Below are 14,386 nucleotides of genomic sequence, written 5' to 3' on the forward strand. Positions count from 1 at the left end.
ATCTGCTTGCGGGAATTGGCAATCTTGACTTCCGGATCAAAAAACAATTCGATCTGTTCCTCGCCTTCAAACTTATGCGTCAGCGGTTTGTCCTCCAGCCGTTCCCCCAGCGCCTTGACCGAACGCATCTTGCGTTTAAGCATCTTGGCAGCATGCGGCTGTTGCCGGGAGACGGAATTCAGCGCGTGATCGACGCTTTGATATAACCGCCGGTAGCGCTCCATCTGCGCCGCGTACTCCTGATGTTCCTTCACTGACAGCTGATCCTGCCGGCTTGCCAGGGCTTCGCGCTGCCGCACGTAATCGGCATACCCCAGATGCACAAACGTATGCCGGGCCTGGGTCTTGCGAACGATTTGTTCCAGATGCAGAATCCCGTTGGCGCAATGCTCCAGCAGTGTTTCATCATGCGAAACAAACAGAATGCCGGCCGGACTGGTTAAGATAAACTGTTCCAAAATTTCAAGCGTTTCCAGATCAAGATCATTGGTCGGTTCATCCATCAAAATCAAATCTGGTTCTTTTAACATCAGTTTGACCAGCTGCAGCTTGACTTTTTCCCCGCCGCTCAGCTGACCCATTTTTCTTTCCAGCAGGCCGGCGCCAGCCCCGACGTCTTCCAGCCGCACATACAGTTCGCCGATCTTTTCATAATCAGGAATTTCTGAAGGAGTTTCGCTCATACAAAAATCCAGACCTGATGTTTCAACCCACCGCGCGTCCAGCGACTGAGGAAGATAGCCGATCACCGCCCCGCGGCGGTCAATCGTGCCTTCCATCACGGTATATTCTGAAATCAAGTCTGGATTCCAAATTGCTTTAAACAACGTGCTTTTGCCGTTCCCCTCTTCACCGATCACCGCAATTTTATCGCCTGCGACGCAAGTAAAGCTTAAATGATCGATCAGAATTCTATCTTTGAGGGTCTTAATTGTAAGTTGATTTACAGTTAACATCCGCACCACCTCCTTAGGAAGCGGTAAACGGTAAAAAAAGAGAACGACAAAAAACAAGATTTCAGAAATTCAATTTTCTTCGTCTTATTTTCTGTACATCCTCTCACCTCGCATCATCTTGATCTATGATATCAAGCCTCTTCGTTTTCGTCAATCTTTGTTACAAGAATTTCGTCATAAAGGCTTTCAATTTTCTCCCGTGTCGCCATCCCCTTAGAAAAGGCCGTCGCAATGCCGCAGCAGTTCGCGTATTTAAAGGTTGTAATGATATCGCGGGAACGCAGATAATTCATCACGAAGCCGGCGATCATACTGTCGGCCGCACCGACAGAATTGACAACCTCGGCGTCGATCGAATTGGCATGGTATACACCGTCCTGGTTGATCAGCAGCGAGCCATCCTTCCCCATCATTAAGATGACGTTCTCCGCGCCCAGCTCCGCGCAGCGCCGTCCGGCATGGATCAGCTGTTTCTGATCGGCGATCACCTCGTCGAACATCGTTTCCAGATCCTCGATATTCGGCCGCACCAGAAACGGCTTGTATTTCAACAATCGCAGAAGCAGCTCATGATTGACGTCAAGGACAAACTTCACGTCGTTTTCAATGCACAGCTGAATCATTTTTTCCGTCAGATCGACCAGATTATCCGGACAATTGCCCGACAGCACAAAAATATCGCTGCGGTTGAGGCGTTCTACCCGTCTTAACATCATCCGCATATCTTCTTCCGTAATACTCGGACCTTTGGCGTTCAGCTCGGTTTCCAACAGGTCGCCTTTAACCTTCACGTTAATCCGGGTGTGACCTTCAATGAAGGTGAACACCGGTTCGATATACTCATATTTCTGAAGCAGGCTGATGAAAAAATCCTTGGTAAACCCGCCGACAAAGCCCAGCGCCCGGGACGGAATCATCAGATTATTTAAAACGATAGAAACATTGATGCCCTTACCTCCGGCTTCATAGTATTCCAGCGAACTGCGGTTCGTTTTCCCCAGTTCTACTTTATCAAATTCCATATAGTAGTCCAGCGATGGATTCAGCGTACATGTATAGATCATAAAAAAGCCCCTTTCTCTTGAATTTATTTTAGCACATTCCGGTTCCGGAAACGGCAGAATTCTGAACGAATTTCCAATTAATTCTGAAATCTTCCCTTCTTTCAACACGAAAGGCAAAAAAAGAGTTCTGTCAGGGAATACAGAACTCTCGGCTGCGTCGGTCTTCCGCAGGGATTCGGCAGACCGCGCTGGAACTTCCGCTCAGGGATTAGCGTCCGTTCCTATTATCTTTTAAATTTAAGAAGAGGAAAAATGTTTAAAGCGTTAATTTACTCTGCGATCCTCCTTTCTGAATCCTAGTATAGAAAACCGATGTGGTGACCAAATGGAGTTTCTGTGAAGAAATGATGAATTTGAGAGATTCTGTGAAGACAAGGCTGCCCGGCAGCCGATCAATCTCAGAACCTGGAAACTTTATCCCAGGTAATTTCCGGTTTTATCCATGTTTAACCACATCTGTAATTACTTCCAATTTATTAAATAAGAAAAATCCTGTTCAGGGGAGGGAACAGGATTTCCTGGAAGGCGGGAGGGGAAGCCCGCCTTCGCACATTATTTTTATTTTAATAAGAGGGGAAAATATTTTACTTGTAAAGGGAATTTATGCTTTATGCTTTTTCAGCTTGAATTACCTTGGATGCCTCCTTCCTTGTATGCTTGTATTATAGGCAAACATTATGGGATTATGATCAAAAGCGGGTGAAGGTTCCGTGAACTTCCTAAAGAATTTCTTAAGGCTTATTTTCCTGCCAGCCAGCACTGGATCTTGTCCAGGCACCGGCTCAGAATAGCATCATTCCAGATTCCAGCCCCGCCATGATCGGCATTCTTGACTTTAATCCAGTCTACTACATGTCCCGCCTTCAATAAGGCTTCCACCAATTCCACACTCTGCGCCATCGGCACATTGCGGTCCTTGTCGCCATGCACGATCAAAAATGGAGGCAGCGCCGCCTTGCCAATATAGGTTGTAACGGAAGCCTGGCGCGCCTTCCGCGGATATTCTTTAACCGCAACGCCGCCCAGCAGCTTTCCGGCGATGGAATCGGAACCCGCATGATCCTTGGCTGACAGCTGATCCGCCATACTGAGCAGATTTACCGGGCCGTAAAAGTCGATCACCCCTTTGATCGCGGGCAGAAAGGCTTCGCCGTTTTCCAGTGGAAACGCCCCTGCCGCTTCACTGACCGCTGTCAGGGCCGCTAAATGTCCGCCGGAGGAACCGCCCCATAAAATCAGCTGATCTGGATCGCCATGAAGGCCCGGCGCCTGCGCACGGATATATTGAATCGCCTGTTTGACATCCATCAATTGGGCAGGAAACGGTTCGCATTCGCTGCCCCGGTATTCAATCATCGCCACAAGAAAGCCGTGGACAGCGATCTTTCCCAGGCTGCAGATGTTGGACTCCACATTCTGCCAACGCCAGCCTGAGCCCTGGATAAACAGAATGATCGGAAACCGCTGACCTTCAATCATTTCCTCAGCGACAAACGAAGGTTGTAAAAATCGGATATGCAGCCCCCGTTCACCCGCCCGGGCATATTCCTGCAGCGGCAGCGCGTGCACGCTTCGCTGATGTGGATCGATTTCAATTTCAGTTTGATGCAGAGCCGTGAGTTCACAAGCCGGAAATTCTTCATAAGTATAAGATTTAGCATCCATATTCGATTGTTTGGCAGATCTGGTTCAAGTGCTTCGATCTGTCTGCTCCTTTATTTCATTATATCGCTTTCTTGGAAAACGGAAAAGAAAACCCGCCAGGGGAAGGCGGGCTTTCTCCGGCAACCAAGGAGGGGAGCCTTGATCACCTGATAATTATTAAGGTTGAGAGGGGAAAAACATCTTGTCCTGAAGGGATTTTCTGTTGGTCTTATCCTTTGGACAATTGTATTATAAGAAAAAATTATGGGAAAAGTATGTCATTGAAATGTGAACTTCAACAAATTTTCGAGATTTGGTTTCTTCATGACAAAAAGGACATATCCCGAGATCCGCGGTTCTCCATTTCCTGCGCCTTATCTGCATGGCCGTCTTCTTAATAAAACAGGGTTAAGTTGACACCGGAAACAGAAAAAAACCGCAAGAGGGAAAGTTGCGGTTTCTCATGGGAGAAAGGAAACGGGGGATTTCCTTTCGTACTTATTATGAACAGAGAAGATCAGGTTTAAATTAATAAAGAAAGGAAAATTTTAGAAATGAAGAAATGTTTTTAATCTTCTCTGTTTACGTTATTAGTATAGCGAAATTCTGTGTGTTGTTTATGGAAGCATCGTGAACTTTTTGTGAAAATCAAGCAGTGATATTGAACGGATTACGAACAATTGAGTTCTGTCCATCAAAACCTTAACGGATGACTTAGCGATCAGGGCTAGATCATGATCGCCAGTTTCGGACAGTAAACAACTTCTGAGGGGGGATCAGAAGTTGCTTCCAAGACACAAATTTTTAGAAGAGGGAAATTTAAATTATAATTTTAAGCTTGTGGAAAGTTGAATAAACGTTATGTTGTGCTTCTGCTTGGATGCCTCCTTTCTGGATGGTGTTATTATAGAAAATCGTTTTGAACGCATCGTGCATTTTTTGTGAAAGGCGCGTGAGCAATCTTTAAGGAAAACAAACAAAATTCCGGCCTTTTCGTAAGAAACGACGAGAGCGCAGAAAAAAGCCGCACCGGGGAAAGCGCAGCCTTTTCTCCCGTGAAAACAGGGGAGGGTTTTCATCGGGATCATGATTATTAATTTAAGAGAAGAGGGAAAACTATTTTAATTCTATATTTTGAGAAGAGGAAAATATTTTGAATTTTAAGCTGTACTCCTTGGATGCCTCCTTTCCTGATGACTGTATTATAGGAAAAAATTATGGGATAACAATGGTTTTTCAGTGATCGTTCCGTGATCAATCATTACAAATTTTTAACGAATTCCGATGAAAATTCTAAAGATGCCACTTCCCGTGGAAACTGTCCTGTTTATCGTCACAATTTACAGTGAAGTCCGCTGTGACAAAACTTCTTAATCTTTGACGACATCAACCCAAATAAGAGTGTTCTCCACATTGAGTTCTTCCACAATTCGCTTTCTTAAATTTTCACTCAGCATTGAATGATCTTCTTCCTGCAAGTTATTCAGACGATCATTGAGAATCTGATCAACCTTGTTTATTAAGTCAGGAATTTCCTGAAGATATTGGATCCCGCTTTCATTCTCATAAAACTTAACATAAGCCTGCGCGGAAATCCGCGCTTCTTCATTTTTACAAATCGAGCTGATTGGTTGATAGAAGCCGATGCCGATGCCATAGATTTTGATTCCGTCAGCAGTAATCAACGTATAACTAGGCCCTTCTTCAACTTGCGCAAGCGCCATGATTTCATCGTAGCTCAAGTTCCGCAATTCTTCTAAGGTCTGGCTCAGCTGGACATTGACAGACGGTAAATTCTCGTCAATTTCAATCGAAGTAAATGAAAGCTGGCGGATGCTGAACATTGTATTCTTCGTCTGCTCCTCAAATTTTTGTTCAATAAAATTCAATGCGGACTCTTGTCCATCTTCGTAAAGAAAATCTTGCTTTTGAGATTCGGAGAGGTTATCAAAATAATCATTCGTCACGTCCGTCAGTGTCGCATACATCTGATTACTTTGCTTATAGGTAATCTTATCATTATCCCCGTCAAATATGAAACTTAAATCGATCCGACGGTTTTTATTGATCTTAGAATCATAAATTATGGATGATATCGTTACAGACTGAGGCAAAACAATCTGCTGAATCCTGTTGGGATAAACGACTAAACTGTTCAACGCAAAGCCTTCTGTACGGAGACTTTCAACTTCATTCTCCATCTTTTCCCGAAATTGATTTAACGGCAAGTCTTTATTCTCTAAAATGAATGTTTCTTCAAATTCAGCTTGTTTTCTATACCCTTGTAATTTACCTGAATTCAAATAAATCGCATGATTCTCAGGCTTTGCATTCGCCAGCGGCGTTGCCAGGAAATTCCGAATCTCCTTTTCTTTCATCACGCATCCTGCCATCATAACCAAAGCGGCCACAATCAGCACCTTTTCCCAGTTCATTTTAAAATGCTTCTGATTCATGACCCGCGCCAGCCGCTCCTGAAGCTGTTTCGGCTTCAACATAAAGCCTGTGGACAGAATCGGCAGCGAGTGCGAGGAACGCGCCTGCCTCAGCAGCAGGCTGCCATAACGATGTCGCTGTTCCGGTGTGCAGTTTTGGATTACAGTTTCATCGCAGGCTTGTTCACAATATTGATTCATCTGAATTTCCAACAGATAGACAATCGGATTAAACCAGTAAATAACCCGAGCGATCACGCTTAACAATCTTATCCAGCTGTCATATCGCCGGATATGAATCAACTCATGGGTAAGGACCAGTGTTAATTCCTCCCCTTCCCAATCCTGTTCCGGTAAAATCAAAGTCGGATGAATCAATCCCAGTGCGCACGGCGTTGCGATCCCGCGGCACGTCATCAGCCGGATGTGCCGTTTCAGCTTCATCTGTGACTGAAGCTGGCGTAATAATTCAAGTTCATCAGGCCCTGCCGACCTTGACCAACGGCGGATCCATTTCAGACTTTCCCGGTTGCGGATCAAATTTATTCCCAGAGCTACCGCGTAGCCACCCAGCCATAAAAGGGTAACGATCTGAGTTCCGTTCATTCCTGGCTCGGATGGATTTGACGCTGCCAATGTCGGTATAATAGAAGAAACCGGCTTCTGGGATTCTATCCAGACTTCCCCCAACGGCAGCGACCTGACCGGTTCGATGATTTCCGAAGAAACGGGCAGCTGAATCTTAACAGGAATCAATAACCCCAGCAGCAGAATGATGCAGATTCCATAAGCGGTTCGAGAGGATTGATGATGCGTGCGGCGAAGGATAAAGAGCACGATCAGCGTTAACAGCGAATGCGGCAGACAATGCCGGAATATCAGCTCTGCCCCGTTCATCCGTCTGTCTTCCGTTTCATATCCAGCCAGGCCTGCAGTTGATCCAGTTCTTCATCACTTACCGCCTCGCCGTCATAAAACGCGTTCATCAGACTGATCCAGCTGCGCTGAGCGTAGCGCTGACGGAAATCCTGACTTTCAAATTGAAGATATTCATCTTCTGTAATCAAAGGATAGTACGTTCTTTCCTTTCCGTTTTTCTCCGTCCGCAGATAACCGCGGTCAACCAGTCGGGACAACAGTGACGATAAGGTAGGAACCTTCCAGTCCTTGGTTTGTTTGAGTTCTTCCATTAACAATGTACTGGTCAGCGGTGGTTCCTTTTCCCAGACAACCTTCATGATCTCGAATTCGGCTTCTGGAAGTTTTCGTGATAACTTCATATTTTCATCCCTTCCTTCTATTCATATTCTACATTTGTCTAAAATGCTTGTCAATCTAATTTTAGACATTTGTCTAATAAATCGCATATCTTTCATTCTTACCTACAAACACGCTTCTGTTTTTCACACAGAAAAAAACTGCACCGGGGAAAGCGCAGCCTTTTCTCCCGTGAAAACAGGGGAAGGTTTTCATCGGGATCATGATTATTATTTATAAGAGAAGAGGGAAAACTATTTTATTTCTATATTCTGAGAAGAGGAAAATATTTTGAATTTTAAGCTGTACTCCTTGGATGCCTCCTTTCCTGATGATTGTATTATAGGAAAAAATTATGGGATAACAATGGTTTTTCCGTGATCGTTTCGTGATGAATCATTACAAATTTTTAACGAATTCCGATGAAAATTCTAAAGATACCGGGCAGGTGATTTTCTTCCGGTATGGGATGAAAAACAAAAAAACGCTCCCCTTTTCAGGAAAGCGTTCTGATGATCGATCGAGAAACCTTACTGCGGCTGTTTGCCGATGTAAGCCAGGATGCCGCCGTCAACGTACAGAATGTGACCGTTGACGAAGTCGGAAGCATCGGAAGCCAGGAATACCGCCGGCCCCATCAGATCTTCCGGTTTGCCCCAGCGAGCAGCTGGTGTCTTGGAAATGATGAAGCTGTTGAACGGATGACCTTCAACACGCAGCGGAGCGGTCTGCGGCGTTTCGATATAACCCGGGCCGATACCATTGCACTGGATATTGTATTCGCCGTATTCAGAAGCGATGTTCTTCGTCAGCATTTTTAAGCCGCCCTTAGCTGCCGCATAAGCGGAAACTGTTTCGCGTCCCAGTTCGCTCATCATCGAACAGATGTTAATGATCTTGCCATGACCCTTCTTGATCATACCCGGGATGACAGCCTTGGAAACGATGAACGGACCGTTCAGGTCAATGTCGATGACTTTGCGGAAATCCGCAGCCGCCATTTCCAGCATCGGGATCCGCTTGATGATTCCCGCGTTGTTGACCAGGATATCGATCACGCCGACTTCAGCTTCGATCTTCTTAACCAGTTCGTTGACGGCCGCTTCATCCGTAACGTCGCAGACATATCCGTGCGCCGGAATGCCTTCTTCTTTATAAGCCGCCAGCCCCTTATCGACCAGTTCCTGGTTGATATCGTTGAAGACAATCGTCGCGCCTGCCGCTGCGAAGCCGCGGGCAATGTTGAAGCCGATACCGTAAGAAGCACCGGTGATCAGAGCGACTTTGCCCTGCAGAGAGAAGCTGTTCATGAAATTTTCCATTTTTATTTCTCCTTTTTTATTCGTTATCGTATGAGTTGAATGCGTTTAACGCAGTTCTGTCGTCGGGATATTGTCCATATCGTCGAACGCTTTGTTTTCGCCGCCCATCGCCCAGATGAACGTATAGTTGCTTGTGCCGCAGCCGCTGTGAATGCTCCAGGACGGAGAGATCACGGCCTCTTCATTCTGCATGACGATATGACGTGTTTCTTTGCCTTCGCCCATCATGTGGAAGACGACGTTGTCTTCCGGGATGTCAAAGTAGAAATAAACTTCCATGCGGCGCTCATGCGTATGCGCCGGCATTGTGTTCCAGACGCTGCCTTCTTCCAACCGCGTTAAGCCCATCGACAGCTGGCAGGTTTCCAGCACGTCCGGATGAATGAACTGATTGATCGTTCTTGCGTTGGATGTTTTTAAATCACCCATCGGGCGCTTGTTCGCATCCTGAATTGAGATAAAGGTCGTTTTGCACGGCTTATGCGCCGGTGCGCTGACCATATAGAATTTTGCCGGATGTGCGGCATCGTTGCTCGCAAAGGTAACTTCCTTTGTCCCCATCGTGATATACAGGCAGTCCTCATGCCCCATTTTGTATTCGACACCGTCTGCGGTGATCACGCCCGGTTCGCCAATGTTGAAGATCCCGATTTCCCGGCGCTCTAGGAAATAATGCGTGCCGAAATTTTTCCAGCAGTCGATGCCCTTGTCAATTGAAACCGTTTCGTTGACCGGCATGCAGCCTAAAGTGACCATGCGGTCGACGTGCGAATAAACCGCGGTAACTTCATCGGCCTTGAACAGATCAGTAATCAGGAATTCATCCCGAATCTCATCTGTGGTGTAACGCTTGAAATCCCGCTGGTTAACAGAATAACGAATATCCATAATCGCGTCCTCCTTTTTCTTTCTGTCCCTATCATACCGCATTTTCCTCAACTTGTATACAAGTTTTAGAAACTTTTTTATTTTTTCTCGTAACGGCTCAGCGCGGCGCTGAAAATTGCCTTCATTTCTTCCCTGACGGAGACTGGTTCCAGGATTTCCATCCACTTCGCATACTGCATCGCCAGGTAAATCACGCCCTCACGGCTGCCCTTCACCCGCGTGATAAAATGCTCCGGATCCTGCACGACAATTTGAATTTCCCTGCCGAAATGATCAACAATGTCATCCAGAATCCGCCGGTGGCATAACAGAATAAAATCAAGCACTTCCCCGCCGTACATGTAAACCTTTGTCTTGGCATATTCATAAGGATCGCACAGCGGCCCCAGCGGTTCCTTCAGCGCCTCGCGTTTTTGGATATTGCGGATCTTATCCACACGGTAATGACTGAAATCCCGGTATTTTTCATGGCGGGCAATCAGGTATGTTTTCTCATTCTCATAGACGAGATAAACCGGCTGAACGACATAGGGTGTGGTGCGGCGGGGAACAAGCTGCAGTTTTTCATTATATTGCACATAATCGAATTCCACCGCGCATTTTTCTTCCACTGCTTCCAACAGGATTTGCAGACTGAAAAAGAAATCCTGATTGTCTTTCTTGCGCAGATTATCAATATAAACCATATTGCGATATTTTTGAGCGGTGTAGCGGCTCTGAGTCGCCAGGAGTTTTTTGATCAGATCGTTGGAATGCTTGCGGGGAATAAAATTTGACGCATGGACGGCATTGCACAGAAGCATGATTTCTGATTCTTCAAAATCCCGGTTATCCAGATAATATCCGTGTCCGTTTTCCTGGTAGGTGCTGATTTCATAACCAAATTCCTTCAACATCTGGATATTGGCGTACAGGGTCCGCCGTTCAATTGGGCATTGATACTGCTGCTCCATTTTCTGTTGAATCTGCGCCGCTGTCAGCGGATGATCGCGGTCGCTTTCCTGCCTCAGAATCTCCAGAACCGCCAGCACGCTCGTTTTCTTTTCCATCGCTTTATCACCTCTGTCTTCATTATAGAGCTGGCAGGTTTTTTGTACAGTTAAAAAGCTATAATGACGCTGTAAATAAAAAAGGAGTGAGATTCATGAATTACATCACAATCGTCGCAACACACCAATTCTTCGGAACCGACATTTTTAAGGTCGGTCAGGTCCTGACCGGCGTCAAAGAACCGGAAAACAGCTTTGACAGCGAAGCGATCAAAGTCGTCACAGAAAGCGACGTTCCCTGCGGTTACATTGCCAACAGCGTGCATACAGTCGCAAAAGGCTGCCATTCCGCCGGACGGATTTATGATTCCTTCGAGAACCGGGTCAAAATGAAAGTGTTGTTTATCGTTAAAAACGTCGTCATCGCAGAAATTCTTTAATATGAAAAAGTTTAAGATCATTTTCCAGGCGCTGTTCCGCAGGCTTTTAGCTCACTGGAAAAAACCGGCTGCGCCTGTTGTTTCCCCAGCGGCAGCCCCGTTGCCGTCCCTGCCGGTCTTTCCGTTTCCGGTTCAAAGCGGAGATCTGGTATGGTGCTTAATGCCGCTGCCTCAAAAAGAGCTGGATCAGATTCCGGAGGGTCACCAGATTCGGCCTTATTGGATCGCGGCGATGAAAGCAGATCATGTAACAGGGTTTTACTGTTCATCCAAGCCAATTAAAAAGTGTCCTGCCGCTTCCCAGTTCGTTATTTCCAATGCCGTTACGCAAATCCGTGATACCCATGTCGATCTGCGGCGGATCTTCCGCATTCCGGCTGCGAATCTGATCGAGCCGATCTGTCCGGTTCCCGCCATCGTGCAAAATCAGGCGAATAAGCGATTGATTCTGCAACGCCGTCAAAATCAAAACCGGCCGGCCTTCCGGTTTCCTGTTCCGCTCATCCCAGCGCCCGGAGATCTTCTGCATTCGCACGGATTGATCCTGGACTGCAGTGAACAGAATTGCATGGTTATTCCCCGCTGCAAGTCCAATGCAGAGGGCGCTGTCGGCGGCAGGATTAACAATAGCGTCTTCTATTTCAATGCCCGGCAGGCGCATACGCTTCCGTTATCCGAGCTTGCTGCTGACGATATAGCCGGACTGGCGGACTGGGAGCTTCTGTCCCGGATCCGCTTAGAAAACAGAAAAGTGCGAGCGCGGACTTCGCCGCCCAAACACAAACAGAACGCCTATGTCCGCAAGCCTGCTCCGTTTGCCTGTGGTCAGGTTTTAGAGGATTGGAGCGGCCAGCAATATGTGTTCCTCTGCGCGACCCGCACCCATCGGTATGGCTATGTTTATGACGATTTTATGCCCGACAAGCTTGTATGTCTAAAACCCGATCTGATCCTCACCCCTGAGCAACTCCCGGAGGATCAGCTGAACGACGATCTTGAAGCCTTGATCGAAGCCCAAGAGAATCCGCAGATGATCCAGCTGCTTCGGCAGGTTCAGAAACAGAAAGATCTGCCTTCCCCTTTCCTACGCAGCACTCCGCCTAGCTACAGAATTTCCGCGATCTGAGGTCGCCGGAAGAACTGGCAAGTTATCCTGATCGGAATTCCTGATGATTGAATTCCAGCCTTAAGCTGAAAAAACGGATCCGTGCGGACTCCGTTTTTTCCCATTATTCTTCTTCCTTCAGCGTTTCAATGATATTTTCTTTTCTTACTTTCCGTGTCGCATAGCTCATCATCGTCATGACCATCAGCATCAGCACGGCGACCCCGCCGAGCATCATCGGCCATGGCATTGTGAATGAAAACCAGAAACTTCCCTGCATCAAGTTGTAGTGAAGCAAAGTGATCAGATACAGACTGACAGGAATGCCGATGGCTGCCGCGCCCAGTCCGTAAAACAGACTTTCAAGCCGGATCATACGATTGAATTTCTTTTCATCCATGCCCACTGACCGCAGCATCGCAAACTCCTTGCGCCGCAGCCCGATGTTGGTCGAGATCGTATTGATAACGTTGACCAGGCAGATCATGCAGATCAAGGTGATAAATCCGTAGATAAAGATGGAAACAATCGTCAGCAGCGTTTTATCTTCCCGCTGATTCTGAACCGGACTGTACCAGCTGAAGCTGTGCGTAAGATTCTGCTTGCCAATTTCATCGATCTGCTGGATCATCGTTTCCTGCTGCCCCGGAACTGCCCGCAGGTACAGCTTATCGCTGTAAGACCGCGAACCTTTCGCTTCTGTCAGAAGCGTATTCAGATTTGAAACCGGAATCAGCACCGCAAGATTGCCGCCGTATACGATTTCACTGGAATACAGATCCATGTCCGAGGCGAGCGCCATTGGTTTTATCGTCAGCATTTCTCCCGCGTCGCCGATCGAGATCTTCAGGGTTTCCGGCATGCTTTTCAAGAACGGAACGTCCGCATACCGTTTTTTCCCGTTTTCCGTGATCTGCGCGCGATAACGGTTAAAGAGGATCCCCGGGATCGCGCCGTTGGCAGGATCCGCCATCATCGCTTCTGAAATTTGATTTTCAGCCAGAATCCGTGCGTATGTTTCGTCATCCACCGCAAACAACAGCGCCGGATATTCTTCCCCAATCCCTGACCAGTAGTCGTCCAAGTCAAGATTCTGCGTATGCACGGCGGCATACACCTGGGTAATCCGCTGAGTACCGGCGACTGAAGTCAACTGGCGAAGCTGGGTGAAGCTGGGCTTTTCTTCGATAATCGAATGCGAAGAATAATCCGTAACCCAGGCGTCAGCGAGTTCATCCTGACTGGTCATGCCGACGGCCTGAATCATCATCGTCATCACCGAGGTCACCGTCGTAAACAGAATCAAGCTGACTGCCAGCGATAAAATGGTCAGTCCGGCTTTACGGCCGCTGCGCTGAATATTTTTGACAGCCAATTCGCCCTCGACACCCCACAATTTTCCCGCAGCGATGGAGAAGAAGCGATGGCGGCGTTTCAGCTTGACCTTCTGCGGCTGACGAATCGCCTGGATCGGCGTCATCCGCGCGGCTTTTAAGGCCGGCAGCCAACAGGCAAGGACGATCATCACTATGGAACAAAGCACCGTCAAGGCAACCGCGGGAAAGGAAACCACCGTATGAAACGGAACATCGGCGGAAAGGAATTCCAACGATTGAAGCATCGGATTAATCACGCGCAGCGTTACCGCCATTCCGCAGATCCCCGCCAGCACGCCTAACGGTATGGCCGCCAGCGCGATCATCAGCCCTTCCTGAACCACACACCAGAATTTCTGACGGGAAGTCGCGCCGACGCTAGCCAGAATGCCGAACTGCCGGCTGCGCTCAGTCAGTGAAATCGCGAATGCGTTATAAATCAGAAATACCGATCCGGTGATGATAATGAACAATGTCAGCGTCGCCGCTGAGGCAACCATGGCGAAATAACTGTTTTCCCAGAATGGACCGCGAAACCGCAGGACGTTGTTATTCACCCCTGCAGCCGGATACAGCTTGATCTGAAGCTGCGGAAAATCTTCCTGCGGCCGCTGACCGGAATGTTTTAATTTAACATACACAACCGGATCCACGCCGGGATTCGTTTCGGAACGGGCGGTAATCGCGGTATAGCCCGGCGACCAGCGCGGTTCCAGATCCGAACGTTCCATGATTCCAACGACAGTGTAATTTCGCGGCTGCGGATCAGCGATCGTTTCCGGCTGTTCCGGATCGTAAGGATTGTTTTGATTTAACGGCTGATCCGGACTTTCCTGCAGCACCCGCTGGCCTGTCTGCAGCGTAATCGTCTGACCCAATTCAATTTCAACACCGCCATTGTAGGCAACAT

11 protein-coding genes are annotated in these 14,386 nt (G+C 47.5%); 2 read left to right on the top strand and 9 right to left on the bottom strand.

The window, feature by feature from the left end; translation table 11 throughout:
* The 8 genes from HOLDEFILI_RS17555 to HOLDEFILI_RS17590 all read right to left on the bottom strand — a co-directional run.
* Positions 1-956 (bottom strand): ATP-binding cassette domain-containing protein (locus HOLDEFILI_RS17555; protein ID WP_006061276.1); only part of this gene is annotated, 956 nt, incomplete at its 3' end.
* Positions 957-1,087: 131 nt separating this feature from the next.
* Entirely contained in the window at positions 1,088-2,020 is a 933-nt protein-coding gene (locus HOLDEFILI_RS17560; protein WP_039865411.1) for a 1-phosphofructokinase, read from the bottom strand.
* 738 nt (positions 2,021-2,758) lie between these two features.
* Complete coding sequence (locus HOLDEFILI_RS17565; RefSeq protein ID WP_006061279.1) at positions 2,759-3,685, bottom strand: alpha/beta hydrolase; 927 nt, start codon at positions 3,683-3,685, stop codon at positions 2,759-2,761.
* A gap of 1,349 nt (positions 3,686-5,034) precedes the next feature.
* Complete coding sequence (locus HOLDEFILI_RS17570; RefSeq protein WP_006061283.1) at positions 5,035-6,996, bottom strand: M56 family metallopeptidase; 1,962 nt, start codon at positions 6,994-6,996, stop codon at positions 5,035-5,037.
* The gene (locus HOLDEFILI_RS17575) at positions 6,993-7,379 is read right to left on the bottom strand and encodes a BlaI/MecI/CopY family transcriptional regulator (protein WP_006061284.1); all 387 of its coding nucleotides are present in this window, start codon (positions 7,377-7,379) and stop codon (positions 6,993-6,995) included. Before HOLDEFILI_RS17575 ends, HOLDEFILI_RS17570 begins: the two co-directional genes overlap by 4 nt.
* A 507-nt stretch (positions 7,380-7,886) precedes the next feature.
* Positions 7,887-8,678, bottom strand: a complete 792-nt coding sequence (locus tag HOLDEFILI_RS17580; protein WP_006061286.1) for a gluconate 5-dehydrogenase — start codon at positions 8,676-8,678, stop codon at positions 7,887-7,889.
* 45 nt (positions 8,679-8,723) lie between these two features.
* Positions 8,724-9,566: a 5-dehydro-4-deoxy-D-glucuronate isomerase gene (kduI, locus tag HOLDEFILI_RS17585; RefSeq protein ID WP_039865413.1), complete on the bottom strand. Its 843-nt coding sequence runs from the start codon at positions 9,564-9,566 to the stop codon at positions 8,724-8,726.
* A gap of 77 nt (positions 9,567-9,643) precedes the next feature.
* Positions 9,644-10,615 (bottom strand): helix-turn-helix transcriptional regulator, encoded by a 972-nt coding sequence (locus HOLDEFILI_RS17590; protein ID WP_006061288.1) that lies wholly within the window; start codon positions 10,613-10,615, stop codon positions 9,644-9,646.
* 95 nt (positions 10,616-10,710) lie between these two features.
* Between HOLDEFILI_RS17590 and HOLDEFILI_RS17595 the strand changes: the two genes are divergently transcribed.
* Both HOLDEFILI_RS17595 and HOLDEFILI_RS17600 read left to right on the top strand, forming a co-directional pair.
* The gene (locus HOLDEFILI_RS17595; protein ID WP_006061289.1) at positions 10,711-10,995 is read left to right on the top strand and encodes a hypothetical protein; all 285 of its coding nucleotides are present in this window, start codon (positions 10,711-10,713) and stop codon (positions 10,993-10,995) included.
* A gap of 1 nt (position 10,996) precedes the next feature.
* Positions 10,997-12,121, top strand: a complete 1,125-nt coding sequence (locus tag HOLDEFILI_RS17600) for a hypothetical protein (protein ID WP_006061290.1) — start codon at positions 10,997-10,999, stop codon at positions 12,119-12,121.
* Between the two features lie 103 nt (positions 12,122-12,224).
* On the opposite strand, the gene HOLDEFILI_RS17605 is transcribed toward HOLDEFILI_RS17600, so the two are convergent.
* On the bottom strand, positions 12,225-14,386 hold a 2,162-nt coding region (locus tag HOLDEFILI_RS17605), incomplete at its 5' end, for an ABC transporter permease (protein WP_006061292.1).

This window comes from Holdemania filiformis DSM 12042 (genome assembly GCF_000157995.1).
In the GTDB taxonomy this organism is placed as follows: domain Bacteria; phylum Bacillota_I; class Bacilli_A; order Erysipelotrichales; family Erysipelotrichaceae; genus Holdemania; species Holdemania filiformis.

Excerpts from the sequence above, each read along its gene's own strand:
- HOLDEFILI_RS17580 (WP_006061286.1), bottom strand. The coding sequence starts at position 8,678 with ATGGAAAATTTCATGAACAGCTTCTCTCTGCAGGGCAAAGTCGCTCTG.
- HOLDEFILI_RS17600 (WP_006061290.1), top strand. The coding sequence starts at position 10,997 with ATGAAAAAGTTTAAGATCATTTTCCAGGCGCTGTTCCGCAGGCTTTTA.
- HOLDEFILI_RS17595 (WP_006061289.1), top strand. The coding sequence starts at position 10,711 with ATGAATTACATCACAATCGTCGCAACACACCAATTCTTCGGAACCGAC.
- HOLDEFILI_RS17590 (WP_006061288.1), bottom strand. The coding sequence starts at position 10,615 with ATGGAAAAGAAAACGAGCGTGCTGGCGGTTCTGGAGATTCTGAGGCAG.
- HOLDEFILI_RS17570 (WP_006061283.1), bottom strand. The coding sequence starts at position 6,996 with ATGAACGGGGCAGAGCTGATATTCCGGCATTGTCTGCCGCATTCGCTG.
- HOLDEFILI_RS17575 (WP_006061284.1), bottom strand. The coding sequence starts at position 7,379 with ATGAAGTTATCACGAAAACTTCCAGAAGCCGAATTCGAGATCATGAAG.
- HOLDEFILI_RS17565 (WP_006061279.1), bottom strand. The coding sequence starts at position 3,685 with ATGGATGCTAAATCTTATACTTATGAAGAATTTCCGGCTTGTGAACTC.
- HOLDEFILI_RS17560 (WP_039865411.1), bottom strand. The coding sequence starts at position 2,020 with ATGATCTATACATGTACGCTGAATCCATCGCTGGACTACTATATGGAA.
- kduI (WP_039865413.1), bottom strand. The coding sequence starts at position 9,566 with ATGGATATTCGTTATTCTGTTAACCAGCGGGATTTCAAGCGTTACACC.